We start from the raw sequence: 15,068 nt of genomic DNA, 5'->3' as shown, positions 1-15,068 counted from the left end.
AAGCTTCTTATTAACCTCCTTTCGTGTTAGAATATATTTCGAAACGCGAAGAAGCTTAATGAAGTTTACTCGCAAGGAGAATAGGATAGGCGACACCATCAGAAAATAGAAAAGGGTTGAGCGTGATGAAATATGTTCGCTTCAAGAACACTGAAAATGAGATTAGGTATGGAGTTGTCGAAGGGGAGCAGATACGGCTTTTGAACGGGACTTTCCTTGACTCCAATAGTAAACTAACTGATATTTGGTTACCTTTAGATGGGGTCACTTTGCTTGCCCCTACAGAGCCAAGTAAAGTAGTCTGTGTCGGGCTCAATTATGCTTTGCACATCAAAGAGATGAACCATTCGTTACCTGAAGACCCTGTTATTTTTCTGAAGGCGCCAACCTGTGTTATTGGTCCAGAGGAGGATATTATTTATCCTAAAATCAGTCAGCAAGTAGACTATGAAGCTGAGCTCGCTGTGATTATTGGGAGTACTATTAAAGGTGGTACAGAGGCTGAAGCCGCAAAGGCCATTTTAGGATATTCATGTGCTAATGATGTAACTGCAAGGGATTTGCAAAAAAAAGATGGGCAATGGACTCGTGGAAAATCATTTGATACGTTTTGCCCAATCGGTCCATGGGTCGTAACTGATATCGATCCAAGTCAGTTAGATATACAACTTTTGCTTAATGGTGCAGTGAAACAATCATCTAATACCCAGTATTTTATAAATTCTGTGCCAAAACTCGTGAGCTTCATCTCCCAAGTCATGACGCTATTACCTGGAGATGTTGTGCTGACCGGAACACCTGAAGGGGTTGGCCCGATGCAGCCAGGGGATGGAGTTATCGTCAAGATCCAAGCTATTGGGGAATTACACAATACCTTAAAATAAGACACTGCGTATAACCATGAGGAGTTATTTGATCTGACACAAAAGGTTATTACTTGCATATGGGGGTATTCGCATGATTCGCATTGGACATAACCCGAATACTAATATGTTACCAATGTTCTATTTTTTACAGAGAGAGCATCCTTTACTGGAGTCTGTGACCGCTGAACCCACGGGGCATAACGCTATGTTGGCTGATGGGCGAATTGATATGGCTCCGATTAGTGCCTTTTCTTATGGCGAACATTGGAAAGATTATGCGATGTTGCCAAACCTTTCGGTCTCTACTAAAGGCCGGGTAGGGTCGATCCTTTTATTCTCGAAGGTTGCTTTGAAGGATTTAGATGGCAGGACTGTTGCTCTGACAAATACATCGGCAACTTCTGTCAATTTAACAAAAATTTTGCTCCATCATTACTATGGTGTTGCTCCACGTTACTTGACTATGTCCTCTGATCTTCAGGGGATGTTTGCTAAGGCCGATGCAGCGCTTTTGATCGCAGATGCTGCCCTTCAAGCAGCACTTCTTCATCCGGATTGTTATATCTATGATCTAGGGGAAGAATGGCTTCGTCATACCGGCTGCTCCATGACTTATGCCGTTTGGGCTTTCCCTAAAAGGCTGATTGCAGAGCGGGGCGAAGAAGTATTAACTGTCTATCGCTTGCTCTTAGACGCCAAAGCCAAGGCACTGTCTAACCTAGAGGATATAGTTAAGACATGCCAAACAATGCTTGGAGGATCACTGGATTTTTGGCGAGATTATTTTAACCAGTTTGATTACAGCTTAGGTGATAAGCTGATCTCAGGGCTTCAGAAATATTTAGACTTATGTTTTGAGCTGAAGCTTTTGTCAAGTCGTCCCGTTTTTGAGTTTTGGCCAAAGGAGTAGAAATGGGATATTGGGTGTATCTGGCACGATGTGGTAACAATACGATTTATACGGGAGCAACGACGGACCTTAGGAGGAGGTTGCGAGAGCATAACCATGGCGTTTCAGGAGGCCATGGGGCTAAATACACAGCTGCGCATCAGCCCGTTTCTTTAGCTCAAGCTTGGGAGGTAAGTTCTTGGAGTGATGCACTTCGGTTAGAACATGCCATCAAAAAGTGTGTTCGTGCGGAAAAGGATCAATTGATTAAGCAACCCGAACAAATTTACCGACTTGCCGAGCGGCGTAAGCTTACCTTTTTAATTTCAGAGGCTTCTCAGGAATTACTGAAACAGCCTGAGGAGGTTTAAGGATGCGGCCAAAAGCAAGAAGGAATAGTAAGGAGAATATATGTTTAAATTAGCTTTAGTTGCTCATGATGAAAAAAAAGCGGAAATGATTGCCTTCGCCAAAAAACATAAAGATGTCTTAGCTCAGTGTGAATTAACGGCAACGGGAACAACAGGGAAATTGATTCGAGAACATACCGGATTATCGGTAACTGCGCTTTTGTCTGGCCCAATTGGAGGAGATCAACAAATTGGTAGCTTAGTCGCCACACAAAGTTTAGATATGATTATCTTCATGCGTGATCCTTTAACCGCTCAAGCCCATGAACCGGATATCTCCGCCTTATTGCGTGTTTGTGATGTTCATAATGTCCCCTTGGCGACAAATCGAAAAAGTGCAGAAATTTTAGTAGCTCATGTCAAGCGATGTTTGGAGGGAGGTGAAAACAATGCCAATTGTGCATGTTGAATTATTGGAAGGCCGTACACTGACCCAGAAAAGATTACTCGTGGAGAAAGTCACTCAGGCAATTGTGGAAGCCACTGGAGCGCCTGCAGAAAGAGTCTCGATTATCATTCGTGACATGCCTAAGGAAAATTATGCCAACGCAGGAAAGCTTGCCAGTGATCAATAGTCGGGCAAGTAAGGTTTAAAGCAAAGTGCGAAGAGAATATCCCTCTTCGCACTTTGCTTTATATTATTAGGTTGAACCTCTACCTCATTGGTGATAGGTGCTACCACCCATGAATTCCCTTAGAATTGAGTTAAAGGGAACGGTGGAGATGTCCAAGGGGTCAAAAAAAGATAATAGAGTTAAGAGATGAACGGCCGTTTTGTAATGAGGTGACTCTGGGGTTATAGAGTTTAATAAATGTTCGGCATTGGGACGGAGGGCATTAAGTTCATATAATAGGCTAGAGTTAAACATCACAGTGGCTTCTTCCTGATAAGGAAAGATATTGCTATTTTCCCCTCGTCGGACGCTTTCCCATTGTGCAAGTGTTCGTTCAGGATCAATCCCTCGGAATTTATCGTCCCTCACAAGTCTGCGAATTAGGCGAACATGTGTGGTGGAGACCCTAGTATAGGCATCAATATTGAGTTGGAAAAGGGCACTTACATAAATCTTAAACGTCTGATTTCGATCAAGTGATGGTGCCAAGCGTGGATTTAAGGCATGGATCCCTTCAATCACAAGAATTTCATCAGAACTCATATGCATCAATTTACCTGTGGGGAATCGCCGACCGGATACAAAATCAAACAGCGGTGTTTCAATTTCTGCCCCTTTGATAAGGGCATTCAAATGGGCATCAAGGAGAGGTAAATCAAGGGCCTCTAAGGCTTCAAAATCGTATTGTCCTGAGGCATCTCGAGGGGTTTCTTCTCGCGACAGGAAGTAATTATCTAGGGATAGGGCAACAGGGCGAAGGCCATTGACGCGTAGTTGGGTTGACAACCGTTGAGCAAAGGTCGTCTTACCGGACGAAGATGGCCCTGATATAAGAATTACGCGCACGTTGCGCTGCTCAAAGATCCTATCAGCAATGGAGGATATTTTCTTCTCATGTAAGGCTTCAGCCAAACAGATTAAGTCCTGTGAACACTTGGTAGCAATAATAGAATTTACATCTTGGACATTGGACAGGTGTAAGTTTTCCAACCAACGTTGGGTTTCAGAAAAAGTTGATGAGAGTTTCTCTGGAGGAATAAAAGGAGATATCGTCTCCGCTTGATTGGCATTAGGAAAGAGCAGAATGAATCCCGGTGGAAAATGGATCACTTCGAAATATTTGAGAGATCCTGTTCGGCTAAGGGGAGGATAAATCGTAATAATTTCATAATTATCTATATGACAATCATATAAATTGTCTTTCCGATTTTCATAAGTGATAGCCTGATCTGCTAGAACCCAGTCTCGCAAATGATCTTGGATTCTCTGGGCTTCCCTTGAAGAGATTAACGAGTCTTCAAGCTCACAATAGAGACCGTCAAGAATAGAGTAAGCAATTTTCAGTTGTTCATCTGGAAAAAGTTTTTTAACGACCCCGATAAGTCCAAGAATCAGACTTTGGCGATATTTACGAATTGTATACTCAGACATTCCTGGTCCGCCTTTCAAGTATTTTTAGGATTGATTACAAGATATTCAACAGAAGAATTATACTTTCCTCCATGAACCTATGAAATTTTTGTGATATTTTGCTAAAAATACTATTAATAAAGACCTTTGTCTTTACAGGGAGGAAATTTGTCTATAAACGGCGAATATACAGCGGATAGATTGTAAATAAATAATAGAATTATTGTCAAGGAGGGAAACGTATTGTACGAAAGCACACGAGGTAATCTTTCTGGTCAGAGGGCATCACAAGCGATTACATTAGGAATGGTACCTAGCGGGGGACTCTTTGTTCCTTCATCCTTTCCCGCCTTGAATTGGCTGGATCTTCAAGGGTTATCGTATCGTGACGTAGCAAAGCGCGTTATGATGCCATATTTGCCGGATTTCTCCGAGGACGTCCTCTCAGAAATTGTAAACGTTTATTCCGATGGAACGTTTGATGGGTCAAACCCGGTACCTTTGGTTACAGTAGGGAATTTTGGAGTTTTGGAACTCTGGCATGGACCCACGGCTGCATTTAAAGATATGGCGCTGCAAGTGTTGCCAGACTTATTGAAAGTTAGCCTTAGACTTTTTAACCGTGATGAAGACGTCTTAATTCTCGTGGCAACATCCGGTGACACCGGAAAGGCTGCCTTAGAGGGGTTTAAAAATAGATCAGGCATGCATATTGTTGTTTTTTATCCCGAGGGTGGCGTGAGTCCTGTTCAAGAACGTCAGATGACAACGACAGATGGGGTGAATACCCATGTTGTTGCGGTTAAGGGGAACTTTGACGAATGTCAAACAGCTGTAAAACATATTTTTGCCTCAGATGCCCTGAAGGCGCAATTAGTGGAAAAACAGCTGATTTTTTCATCAGCTAACTCGATTAACTGGGGACGACTTCTGCCTCAAATCGTTTATTATTTCTGGGCCTACTTGCAGGCAGTGGAGCAGGGAAAGGTCGCTCCGGGAGGTCAGATGAATGTGGTAGTTCCTACTGGAAACTTTGGGAACTTGCAAGCGGCTTATTATGCTAAGTGCATGGGTCTTCCGATCGACCGGATTATCTGTGCTTCTAATAAGAATAATGTTTTAGCAGATTTCTTTAAAACTGGGGTTTATCAAAGCCGGCGTGACTTTTTCCAAACGATTTCACCTTCGATGGATATTTTGGTATCCAGTAATTTTGAGCGTTTTCTCTATGAAATGAGTGGACGAGATGCGAAGAAGATTCAGGCCTGGTATGACGCGAGTAACCAAGGGTCGTTTACCGTAGATCCAGTTACTTTAAAAAACTGCCAGGATACAGTCTATGCTGGTTGGGCAGATGAAGAGGAAACACTTGAGACGATATCTCAAAGTTATCAGGCTTATCAGTATGTTTTTGACCCTCATACAGCGGTCGCGGTGAAAGTCTATAAAGACTATCTTTCTGCGACGAACGATCCAACGTTTACGGTGATTGCCTCCACGGCAAGCCCTTTTAAATTTGCTTCGAACGTTTTAACTGGTTTAGAGGGAGAGCAAAAGGAGAGTTGGGGTGACGAATGGAAAGCCCTTGATTATTTATGTCAATTGACTGGGTGGAAAATACCTGTGGGGTTACAAGAGTTAGATAAAAAGCAAGCGAAGAAAGTTGATGTGTGTGAGCCAGAGGAGATAACAGAATTATTGCAGAAAATGTTTATAGGGGAGGAAGTTTCTTAGCATCCTACGCCGGTAGGTGAACTTTGGGGATTAGCGGCTTCGGCGATACTAATCCTACGGCGCGAAAGTGAACGTTAATGGCTCTGCGCCTTCGGCGATACTCTCCACTGGATAGTATCGTCACTGGAGACTATCGTGTTCGCATACGTTCCATTGCTATTCGCTTGTCGCTAAGGCTAAAAAGCAAAACCTCTGGGCTTTCTGCATGTGCGCCGCTCCTTGCCATCCTGCAAGAAGGCTAATACGTGCGAAGACAGTGTCTTCGGGCACCGCGGCATCAGTCCATCCATGGACAAGTCCCGTTGCTTTTCTTAACGCCTTATCGTCTGCGCTCATTGACGCAATTCCACTAAAGTGCTTCTCTCAGCTAAGAAACTTCCTCTGGGCTTAAGGTCGACGGGGGTTTGGAACGACTTGGGGAGGAAGTTTATTACCATTTCGAAAATGTGCATTGAGGAAGGATTGATCAAAAGGGTTTGGCTTATTTTTGCCAAACCCTTTTAATTAATTGAGCCCCTAGGATATAGATACAACATCAATCTGACTCAATCGGGCTTATTCTTTCTATAACATTACTTGTTACGGTGTTAAGTCATTTAGAATCTCTCATGAAAGATTGGTCATGGAGATTTTTTTATTTCCAAATTACTAGACTAGGCCAAGTTATTTGGACTTTATAAAGATTCTACTTAATTTTGACATAAGGAGGAAATCTGAGGAAGAGGGTAGAAATTATATTACTTAGTGCAGATTCTTCTATAATTTAATCAGATTGAGGAGGCAAAATGAAAAAAGAAAGAAAATCAAGCAGAAAAAAGATTTATGTTTAAAAGACTTTTTGTCTTTATTTTCTTCAATATGATCTTAACGCTTATACTTGCGCCTTTTATCATTTTTTGGGGTCCCTTTGAAGCAATTCAAACTTTAGCGGTAGGTTCCGTTCTTACTTCAAGGCACACAGGTTGCTAAGGCATTTCTATCGGATGAACAAATCAGCGAAATCGTAAAAAAATATAATAATACAAATTCGACATCTTATACCCCATTTCAGCGTACTGAAACAGATGCTTCAGCTGGCATCACAATTGAAGATATAAAAGGTCCGTCTTTTAAAGGTAAGGTAATGCTAATCAAGAATCCGAAACGGGTAAAAGTAGCTGTGACAAAAGAATTGGAAGTTACAGGAGAACGGGTAAGTGACTTTGTTAAAGACACTGGAGCTGTTGCGGGGATAAATGGTGGAGGATTTTATGACCCTAAAGGTACCGGAAACGGAGCTTTCCCTGACGGGTTGACCGTACATAATGGAGAAATTGTTCATAACAATATAGGCAACAAAAGTACAGACATTGTAGCCATTGATAAGGATGGTAACCTAGTCGTTGGACAAATTACGGCAGATGATGTTAAAAAGAAAAATATATATGAAGCAGTATCCTTCTGGCCGGCTTTAATAAAAGATGGAAAACGGGGTAAATTTGACGACGGGTTATGGGGAGTTGCGCCAAGAAGCGCTATCGGACAGAAAGCGGATGGCACGATTATTTTTGTCGTAATTGATGGTAGACAACTCTCTAGTCTTGGGGCAAAAATGAGCGATCTCTACAATATCTTTATGGATTATGGTGCAGTCACTGCGGCTAATCTCGATGGAGGTTCTTCTTCGGAATTAATATATAACGGAAAAGTGATTAACAAGCTTTGGAATATTTTTGGTGAACGCTATCTACCGACAGCTTTTGTGGTCCTGCCAGAATAAATTGACTCTCATCTCTGACCCAAAAAGGATAAATTAATCATGAAGATAAACTGCATTTTATATGAGATTTAGCGAGACAGGATTAATCCTCTTTGGATTGAATTTAAGGATATGTGCCTAAATGAAAAGCGAGAGGATTTATTCTCTCGCTCTAAAATATTGTTTCATCAGGTGTGTGCCTTGGGATAAGAACCTAATAGCTTCACATAGATGTTTTTTTCCTTAAATGCCCACAGAACATCTTGAATGGGGGGCGCAAAGACATAGCCATCAACGTCGACAAAGAAAACGTATTCTCCCAGTTGCCTTCTCGATGGACGAGATTCGATACGGCTTAAATTGATATGCAGCTTATCAAATTCTCCCAAAATATGGTATAAAGACCCTGGCATATTTTCAGCCATGATTAGAAGAGATGTTTTATCTTCACCTCCGGACATTTCCGCAAGGCTATGCCCTACGAGTACAAAGCGTGTGGCATTTAACGTGACATCTTGAATGCATTCTTGAAGAAGGTGAAGATTATAGAGGTGAGCGGCTCGACGTGGTCCGATGGCTGCCCAGTTTTCGCGGATCGAGGAAATTTTGTGGGCTGCCTCAGCTGTGCTGAGACAAGTTAGCTGTTCAGCATGAGGAAGATGTTTACCGAGGAAATCTCGGCATTGTCCGATCGCTTGTTCGTGTGAATACACTCTTTCAATCTGTTCAAGCGGCATAGGTTCGTGCGCCAGAAGGCATTGGTCAATCGGATGGATGAATTCATGAGTGATAAAAAGATGTTCGGTTTGACCGAGCGTATCCATAGTTACGCCTACCTGGCCTTCAGTGGAATTTTCTAAAGGGACAAAGGCCCAATCTACTTCCTGCTCATTACAGGCAATCAGTAAGCGGGGAATTGTTGGGAATGGAATAAGCGCAGGCTGTGTTTCATTAAATTCTGGATGAGTGGCTATAAATAAATGGATTGCCTCCTCGGAAAAACTCCCTTTCGGACCTAAATAACCCATATTTTTCATTTTTTCCTCTCCTCTCTATAAAACAAAAAGGTCTGCCCCATCCACTCTAAGGAACGAGTCAGAACCTCGCGGTACCATTCATGGTCGTTCTCGACTATTCTAGGCATTGGTTATGTAAATCGATGTTCATAAATTCTATTTCAGGGTCAAGGTCCCGTGTAATAACTATCCGACTATCATCTTATTATCTTATTATCATAATACAGTTGGACATTAACGGCAAGAGTTATTGAAGTTGGCTAATTTGAGCTCAGAATTTTCGAGTGAACATCGATTCCGGGGCATCAAGAAAGGAGTCGAGAGTTTTATACCCAAGCAGGTCAAGTAGTTTCAAAACAGATGGGTTATCAGCAGGCGTCTCGTAAGGCGCTTCATTGCCATAATCGTTCACATCCTTAGTCGCCAGATCAACCGGGACTAAGGATTTAGGTCCGCCGACACATCCGCCGGTACACCCCATCCCTTCTAAGAAGTTTGCTTTAATTTCACCATTAAGTATCTCTTTAAGCATTTTCTTGCAGGCAACAATGCCATTTGCCCTTTCTGAACGCAAGGGAATGGTGCGATTTGGACGAAGTCGGGCCAGAGTATCAGAGACGGCTGTGCTTACACCACCACTCCGAGCATAGATCCTACCTGCGCGTGAAGAGTGCTCTCGTTCATCCTCTTCAAGGGTAGGCAGAGAAATCTTTGCAGCATCAAAGATCTCTGTAATTTCCTGAAAGGTGAGGACATAATCTACAGCATCTCGAATGTCGGCTTCTTTTGCCTCGGCTTTTTTGGCAAGACAGGGGCCGATGAAGACCGTTTTAGCCCCAGGATGCAGGTGTTTTATGACTCGACCACCGGCAACCATTGGGGAGACGGAGGGGGGCATATGGGGGACAAGTGTAGAATAAGTTCTTCGAATCATTGCCACCCACATTGGACAGCAACAACTTGTTAACAGAAAGTCGTGATCCTTTTTAATAGCTCGATCGAATTCAAAGGCTTCCTTTAAAGTGAGGATATCAGCGAATAGAGCAACTTCCATCATGCCATGAAATCCTATCTTCTTAAAAGCTGTGCGTAATTTACCCGGGGTAACGTCGGCAGAAAACTGACCGATGAAAGCAGGGGCTATCATGGCATAGACGGGATTCTTCCCAGACGAAAGTTCATCAAAGAGAGGAATGAAATCCTTGCGATCGACTAAATGTCCGCTTTTACAACTTTTGATACATAGTTCACATCCTACACACGCCTCAGCAGACACAGTGACCTGCCCTTTCGAGTCCTTTTGGATGGCAGAGAATAAACAGGCAACCTGGCAGGAGGACGGGACTGACGAACTAGAACAGTCCTGCTTAAGGTGCACTACTGGAGGGAGGTTCTCTGGATGGAGGAGGAGCTCAAGCTTTTCTTCATCTGCCTTACCAGATTGTCGAATCCGTTCAATTGCTTCGTATAAGTTCCCCTGATATGCCGCTTTGACAAGTTGCTGGAAGATATCATCGTAAGTTTGCATAGTCCCTCCTAAGTAATCGTTTTCGCATTAGTTTAAACTAATAATCTAAAATTTATAACGGACGGACAAACGCACTTGCGCAGGGAGATGGAATCTAGTAAAATAACTCTGGAAGGTTGGGGAACCTTCTAGGGGATAAGTGGACAAGGTGGATGAAACAGGCAGTGGAACGTACGCTGCCTGTTTCGCTTTGTATAGAGTAGTTTTGGATATGATATCTCCAATCTAAAGTAGGAAAATTCATAATGATCAACGAACAACCTATTATAAAAATTGAAAATCGAAATTACAGGAGATGATGAATTGGCTTTAGAAATTGAACGGAAATTTCTGGTCTTTTCCGAGCACTTACCTTTACTACAGGAGGGCCAATATATAGTACAAGGGTATTTGAGCGAAAAGCCGTCGATACGTTATCGATTTCTTGACGATACAATCGTGATCACCATTAAGGAAACGAATCAGGACGGAAGCCGTTTTGAATTTGAGACGCTAAACCCCAAATCGTCTTCAGAAGAGCGTTCGACTTTCAAAAGGTTATCTCTGGTCCCGCCGATTGAAAAGATACGATATCGGATTCCCTTTGCAGGACTGACCTGGGAAATTGATGTTTATCAGGGAGAAAACAAGGGATTGATAACGGTGGATGTTGAGTTTCCGGAAATTGGATACCCCCTGCAATTTCCCAAGTGGGTGGATAGACAATCAGAGATAACGCAGGATCCTAAGTTTTTTAACATCAACTTAGGAAAAAGGCCGTATTCTATGTGGTGACACAAGGCTCGCGTTGGAAAATAGTAATTTTACATCCGGGTGTATATAATAAGGGAGATTATTAATTTCAAGGAGGGGAAATTGTGGAACAACAACGTCTGAAGTCCAGAGCGGAAATTCCAGAGGATCACAAATGGCATTTAGAAGACATTTTTTCGGATAATGATCAGTGGGAGAAAGAGTTTTCCCACATCGAGCAACTCTTAGGTGTAGGAAAAAAATTTGAAGGACATTTAGCAGATACTCCAGATACCTTAATCGCGTGTTTCGAATGGTTAGATGACTTAAGCATACGAATAGAGGAAGTCTATTCGTATGCTCGTATGCGACGAGATGAGGATAATCGCAATGCAACCTATCAAGCATTGACCGACCGAGCAGGAGCCTTAGCCGTGAAGGTAGGGAGTGCTACATCCTTCGTCGTTCCCGAATTATTGGCCATGCCGGAAGCGCGACTTGAGGAATTCCGCGCCCAGACTTCGAAAATGGAGCTTTACAACCATGCTCTTGAAGATATTCTGCGTAAGAAAGAGCATATTCTCAGCTCAGCGGAGGAAAAATTATTAGCAGAAGTCAGCGAAGTGGCAGAGGCCCCGGGCACAATTTTCTCGATGGCTAATAATGCAGATTTAAAATTTCCTAGCATTGAGGATGAGTCGGGTCAATCGATAGAGCTAACCAAAGGAAACTTCATTCATTTTATGGAAAGCCATAAACAAGGCGTGCGCAAAGCAGCCTTCGAGACGCTTTATCGCACCTATGAGAAGCAAAGGAATACATGGGCAGCTACCTTAAATTCCAGTGTAAAATCCGATGTTTTTTTCGCAAAAGCCAGGCGCTATCCATCGGCGATAGAGGCTTCATTGGATGATGATCGTGTTCCCTTAAAGGTCTATGATTCTTTGGTTGATACAGTTCATGAATTTTTGCCTCAGATGCATCGCTATATCCAACTGCGCAAAAAAGCTTTAAACCTCAATGAGTTACATATGTACGATATCTATGTTCCTATTGTTCCTGAAACGACGATGACGATTACTTATCAGGAAGCAAAAGAGATGGTGATTGAAGGCCTGCGGCCATTAGGACAAGACTATGTCAAAATCTTGGCAGAAGGCTTCCAGCAGAAATGGATCGATGTTTATGAAAATGAAGGAAAGACAAGTGGAGCTTATTCTTGGGGTACCTATCGCGCACATCCGTATGTCTTATTGAATCACCAAGACACTCTGAATTCCATGTTTACCCTGGCTCATGAGATGGGGCATTCATTGCATACTTATTTTTCGAATCATAAACAACCTCATCTTTATGCGGGATATAAGATTTTTGTCGCTGAAGTTGCTTCGACGTTGAACGAAGCGTTGGTAATGGAATATCTTTTGGAAAAAACAAACGATCCCAAAGTTCTAGCGTATCTAATAAATCATTATCTTGAGCAGTTCCGGGGCACTATTTTCCGACAAACCATGTTTGCTGAATTTGAAAAGAAGATTCACTCGGTGGTCGAAGAGGGTGGGGCTTTAACAGCCGACAACCTATCTGAGATCTATCGTGAATTGAATGCAGTTTACTATGGTGCTGAGGTTATCCTTGATCCAGAGATTGCTTTAGAATGGGCTCGTATCCCCCATTTTTATAATGCATTTTATGTTTACAAATATGCAACAGGTTTTTCTGCAGCAACTGCCTTTGCTCGGGCTATTTTAGATGAAGGTCAGCCTGCAGTAACAAGGTATATTGAATTTTTAAGCGGTGGGAGTTCGGATTACCCAATTGACTTGCTACGTAAGGCAGGCGTTGATATGGAGACTCCTGCTCCTGTACGGAATGCTTTGCAAGTATTTAAGGGGCTGGTTGAGCGCTTAGAGACGCTATTAGCGTGAGTATCCAGAAACTAACGATGGATTGAAAACAAGGGCTTGCTAAATGGGCAAGCCCTTGTTCATGTTCACTTAAAAGTAAGCATTCACTTTGCGAACGTAAATAGGTAACTTAATCCCTAATTAGGAAAACTTGACAAGCGAAGAATGGAGGGAGTAAGATAAATTTGAATTATTATACCTTAATTGATAATCTTTGCTCATTATGCACCGTGGAGGTGGGAATATGGAAAATGAAGAAATACCAGACCAGTTACAACAGGTAATTCGCGTAGCACAGGGTTTTTACTCGCGAAAAGACCGTGCCCATGATTTTGAACACGCTCTAAGAGTTAGGGAGTGGGGTAAGAAACTGGCGCTAGAGGAAGGCGCAGATGTAACAGTCATAGAGTTGGCTGCTCTTCTTCATGACATTGGTCGTTCAGGAACGGTAGAAAAAACGCATGCCGAAAGTAGCGCTAGCTTGGCCGTCAATATTCTGCATAAAACTGGCTATGCTGAAGATATTATTTTGAGAGTTAAAGAGGCTATCGTGTCTCATTCTCGTGAAGCTGGACACGAACCAAATACATTAGAAGCAAAGATTTTGTATGACGCCGATAAATTGGATTTCGTGGGTGCTATCGGACTTGGACGCTTGTTCACTTTAGCGGGGGTAGAAGGTTGGCCTTTAGTAGGCGAAAACTCCTGTGAAACGTTTTACCAAGAGAAAATTTGTGGTTATCAGAAACATTTATTTACGAAGGCCGCTATGGTTTATTTTAAACCAATGTTTCTTTACATGGAAGGGTTTTGGCAAGAGTTAAACGCCGAACGACTTAAAATATCTCTTTCTGGACAAGCTAGTTCTGTATAATGGCTATTCGGAAAGGATGAATTCTAAAATGCGTTGGCTCTGGCGTTTCTTGACTCTGTTTGTCCTCTTGGGGTTCTTACGAAGCTTAGTCGTTTCACAACCAAAAGCTTTCATCGCTTGGCCAGAAAGGCCAAACTGGGGTGAAAAAATACAAGGTGAAATGAAACAATTACAAAAATTAACGCAAGATCTACCCGCAAGTATTGAAGTAGAAGTTCGTCGTCTATGGAAGGATTTCAGACCGAATGGGGATGCCCAAGAAGTTTGAACTCGGCTCTACGCCAAGACTTTCGAAAGTTCGTGAGATTGTCTTGCGAAAAGCTGAATATGTGGTATATTAATAAACAATGGGATGAAAAGGAGTGACAATTAATGGTAAAAATTACGGAAATTGCAGCAAATAAGGTCAAAGAAGTGCTGAAATCTCAAAACAAGGAAAATTCATTTTTGCGCCTCTATCTAGTAGGAATTGGCTGAGGTGGGCCGAATTTCGGCATGACTCTGGATGAGTCAAAAAACGATGATGATATTCTTGATGAAGAATATGGTGTGTCATTACTGACGGACAAAAAACTTACCACTTATTTAGAAGGAGCGACTGTCGACTTTATTGAATCCGCAAACGGTGGAGGATTCGAAATTCGTACGGCTAAGACTGCTGGTGGCAGTAGCTGTGGCGATAGTTGCGGCGGAAGTTGCTCATAAGATATAAATAAGTAAAAGAGAGCTCTGGTCGAGCTCTCTTTTACTTATCATTGTCAACCATCATCCATTCGACCGATAATTTAAGAGTTGCATGGAGCATATATTCTATAATAGGTAGCGAAACCGTATCAATGTAACCCTTAATAAGGCAAAATGACTTGAGTATATTTAACAAATGTGTTAGTCTAATGTCCATAACTGGAATACATTCGTCTATAAAGGGAGGAAGTACCGTGGCATTATCATTAGGAGAGTCGAACCGTGCTATTGTTACCATATTGGGACGAGATCAAACTGGAATTATCGCTTGGGTTTCCGGACGTCTTGCAGAACACAGCGTTAACATACTAGATATCAGCCAAACAATTGTTGATGAATTTTTCACCATGATTATGGTTGTGAATTTAAATCCATCCAAGATTGGGCTAGCCGATTTGGCCCGTATGTTAGAAGAAGAGGGAAATGACAAGAATTTGCAAGTTAAGGTTCAACATGAGGACATTTTTACGTTTATGCACCGTATCTAATTCTACTAGCTAGAATTTTAGTAAGGAGAATACTGGAGGAAAATTCATGACAATTACGTTCGCACGCGAAGAAATTCAACAAACGATTAAAATGATCCATGAAGAGAATCTTGATATT

General features: G+C 42.2%; 16 protein-coding genes and 1 pseudogene. 13 read left to right on the top strand and 4 right to left on the bottom strand.

Features of this window, described 5'->3' with window-relative positions; all coding sequences use genetic code 11:
* Positions 1–125 precede the first annotated feature (125 nt).
* From DSBG_RS08900 to thmT, 5 genes are all read left to right on the top strand, one after another.
* On the top strand, positions 126–884 hold the full coding sequence (locus DSBG_RS08900) for a fumarylacetoacetate hydrolase family protein (protein ID WP_068963794.1): 759 nt from the start codon (positions 126–128) through the stop codon (positions 882–884).
* Between the two features lie 73 nt (positions 885–957).
* Positions 958–1,776: a menaquinone biosynthetic enzyme MqnA/MqnD family protein gene (locus tag DSBG_RS08895; RefSeq protein ID WP_068963793.1), complete on the top strand. Its 819-nt coding sequence runs from the start codon at positions 958–960 to the stop codon at positions 1,774–1,776.
* The gene (locus tag DSBG_RS08890; protein ID WP_491005717.1) at positions 1,761–2,126 is read left to right on the top strand and encodes a GIY-YIG nuclease family protein; all 366 of its coding nucleotides are present in this window, start codon (positions 1,761–1,763) and stop codon (positions 2,124–2,126) included. The genes DSBG_RS08895 and DSBG_RS08890 overlap by 16 nt, the downstream gene beginning before the upstream one ends.
* 40 nt (positions 2,127–2,166) lie before the next feature.
* On the top strand, positions 2,167–2,574 hold the full coding sequence (locus tag DSBG_RS08885) for a methylglyoxal synthase (protein WP_068963791.1): 408 nt from the start codon (positions 2,167–2,169) through the stop codon (positions 2,572–2,574).
* Positions 2,555–2,740: a 2-hydroxymuconate tautomerase gene (gene thmT, locus DSBG_RS08880; RefSeq protein WP_068963790.1), complete on the top strand. Its 186-nt coding sequence runs from the start codon at positions 2,555–2,557 to the stop codon at positions 2,738–2,740. The genes DSBG_RS08885 and thmT overlap by 20 nt, the downstream gene beginning before the upstream one ends.
* 84 nt (positions 2,741–2,824) lie before the next feature.
* Here the strand turns inward: thmT and DSBG_RS08875 are convergent, their stop codons facing one another.
* Positions 2,825–4,210 (bottom strand): uridine kinase family protein, encoded by a 1,386-nt coding sequence (locus DSBG_RS08875; RefSeq protein WP_068963789.1) that lies wholly within the window; start codon positions 4,208–4,210, stop codon positions 2,825–2,827.
* A 222-nt stretch (positions 4,211–4,432) separates the two neighbouring features.
* Here DSBG_RS08875 and thrC point away from each other — a divergent pair, with 222 nt between their 5' ends.
* Complete coding sequence (gene thrC, locus DSBG_RS08870; protein ID WP_068963788.1) at positions 4,433–5,923, top strand: threonine synthase; 1,491 nt, start codon at positions 4,433–4,435, stop codon at positions 5,921–5,923.
* 156 nt (positions 5,924–6,079) lie between these two features.
* Here the strand turns inward: thrC and DSBG_RS08865 are convergent, their stop codons facing one another.
* The gene (locus tag DSBG_RS08865) at positions 6,080–6,259 is read right to left on the bottom strand and encodes a hypothetical protein (RefSeq protein ID WP_068963787.1); all 180 of its coding nucleotides are present in this window, start codon (positions 6,257–6,259) and stop codon (positions 6,080–6,082) included.
* Positions 6,260–6,745: 486 nt separating this feature from the next.
* Here DSBG_RS08865 and DSBG_RS08860 point away from each other — a divergent pair.
* Positions 6,746–7,682, top strand: a pseudogene (locus DSBG_RS08860) (phosphodiester glycosidase family protein).
* Between the two features lie 167 nt (positions 7,683–7,849).
* Here DSBG_RS08860 and pheA read toward each other — a convergent pair.
* Positions 7,850–8,698 (bottom strand): prephenate dehydratase, encoded by an 849-nt coding sequence (gene pheA / locus DSBG_RS08855; protein WP_068963786.1) that lies wholly within the window; start codon positions 8,696–8,698, stop codon positions 7,850–7,852.
* A gap of 250 nt (positions 8,699–8,948) precedes the next feature.
* Positions 8,949–10,205 carry a [Fe-Fe] hydrogenase large subunit C-terminal domain-containing protein gene (locus DSBG_RS08850; protein WP_068963785.1) on the bottom strand — a complete coding sequence of 419 codons (1,257 nt, stop codon included), beginning with the start codon at positions 10,203–10,205 and terminating at the stop codon, positions 8,949–8,951.
* 273 nt (positions 10,206–10,478) lie between these two features.
* On the opposite strand from DSBG_RS08850, the gene DSBG_RS08845 reads away from it, so the two are divergent.
* From DSBG_RS08845 to DSBG_RS08820, 6 genes are all read left to right on the top strand, one after another.
* A complete protein-coding gene (locus tag DSBG_RS08845) occupies positions 10,479–10,979 on the top strand; it encodes a CYTH domain-containing protein (protein WP_242877500.1) in 501 nt (166 codons plus the stop codon).
* Positions 10,980–11,062: 83 nt separating this feature from the next.
* The gene (gene pepF, locus DSBG_RS08840; RefSeq protein WP_068963783.1) at positions 11,063–12,865 is read left to right on the top strand and encodes an oligoendopeptidase F; all 1,803 of its coding nucleotides are present in this window, start codon (positions 11,063–11,065) and stop codon (positions 12,863–12,865) included.
* Positions 12,866–13,088: 223 nt separating this feature from the next.
* Positions 13,089–13,718 carry an HD domain-containing protein gene (locus DSBG_RS08835; protein WP_068963782.1) on the top strand — a complete coding sequence of 210 codons (630 nt, stop codon included), beginning with the start codon at positions 13,089–13,091 and terminating at the stop codon, positions 13,716–13,718.
* 28 nt (positions 13,719–13,746) lie between these two features.
* Complete coding sequence (locus DSBG_RS08830) at positions 13,747–13,986, top strand: hypothetical protein (protein WP_068963781.1); 240 nt, start codon at positions 13,747–13,749, stop codon at positions 13,984–13,986.
* Between the two features lie 104 nt (positions 13,987–14,090).
* Entirely contained in the window at positions 14,091–14,423 is a 333-nt protein-coding gene (locus tag DSBG_RS08825; RefSeq protein ID WP_083236789.1) for a HesB/IscA family protein, read from the top strand.
* A 233-nt stretch (positions 14,424–14,656) separates the two neighbouring features.
* Positions 14,657–14,950 (top strand): ACT domain-containing protein, encoded by a 294-nt coding sequence (locus DSBG_RS08820; protein ID WP_068963780.1) that lies wholly within the window; start codon positions 14,657–14,659, stop codon positions 14,948–14,950.
* Positions 14,951–15,068: the final 118 nt, after the last annotated feature.

The sequence above is a fragment of the Desulfosporosinus cupriresistens genome, from assembly GCF_001707885.1.
Lineage (GTDB): Bacteria > Bacillota > Desulfitobacteriia > Desulfitobacteriales > Desulfitobacteriaceae > Desulfosporosinus.
Note: the sequence above shows the minus strand (reverse complement) of the source record. Positions and strands in the feature narration are given on the sequence as shown.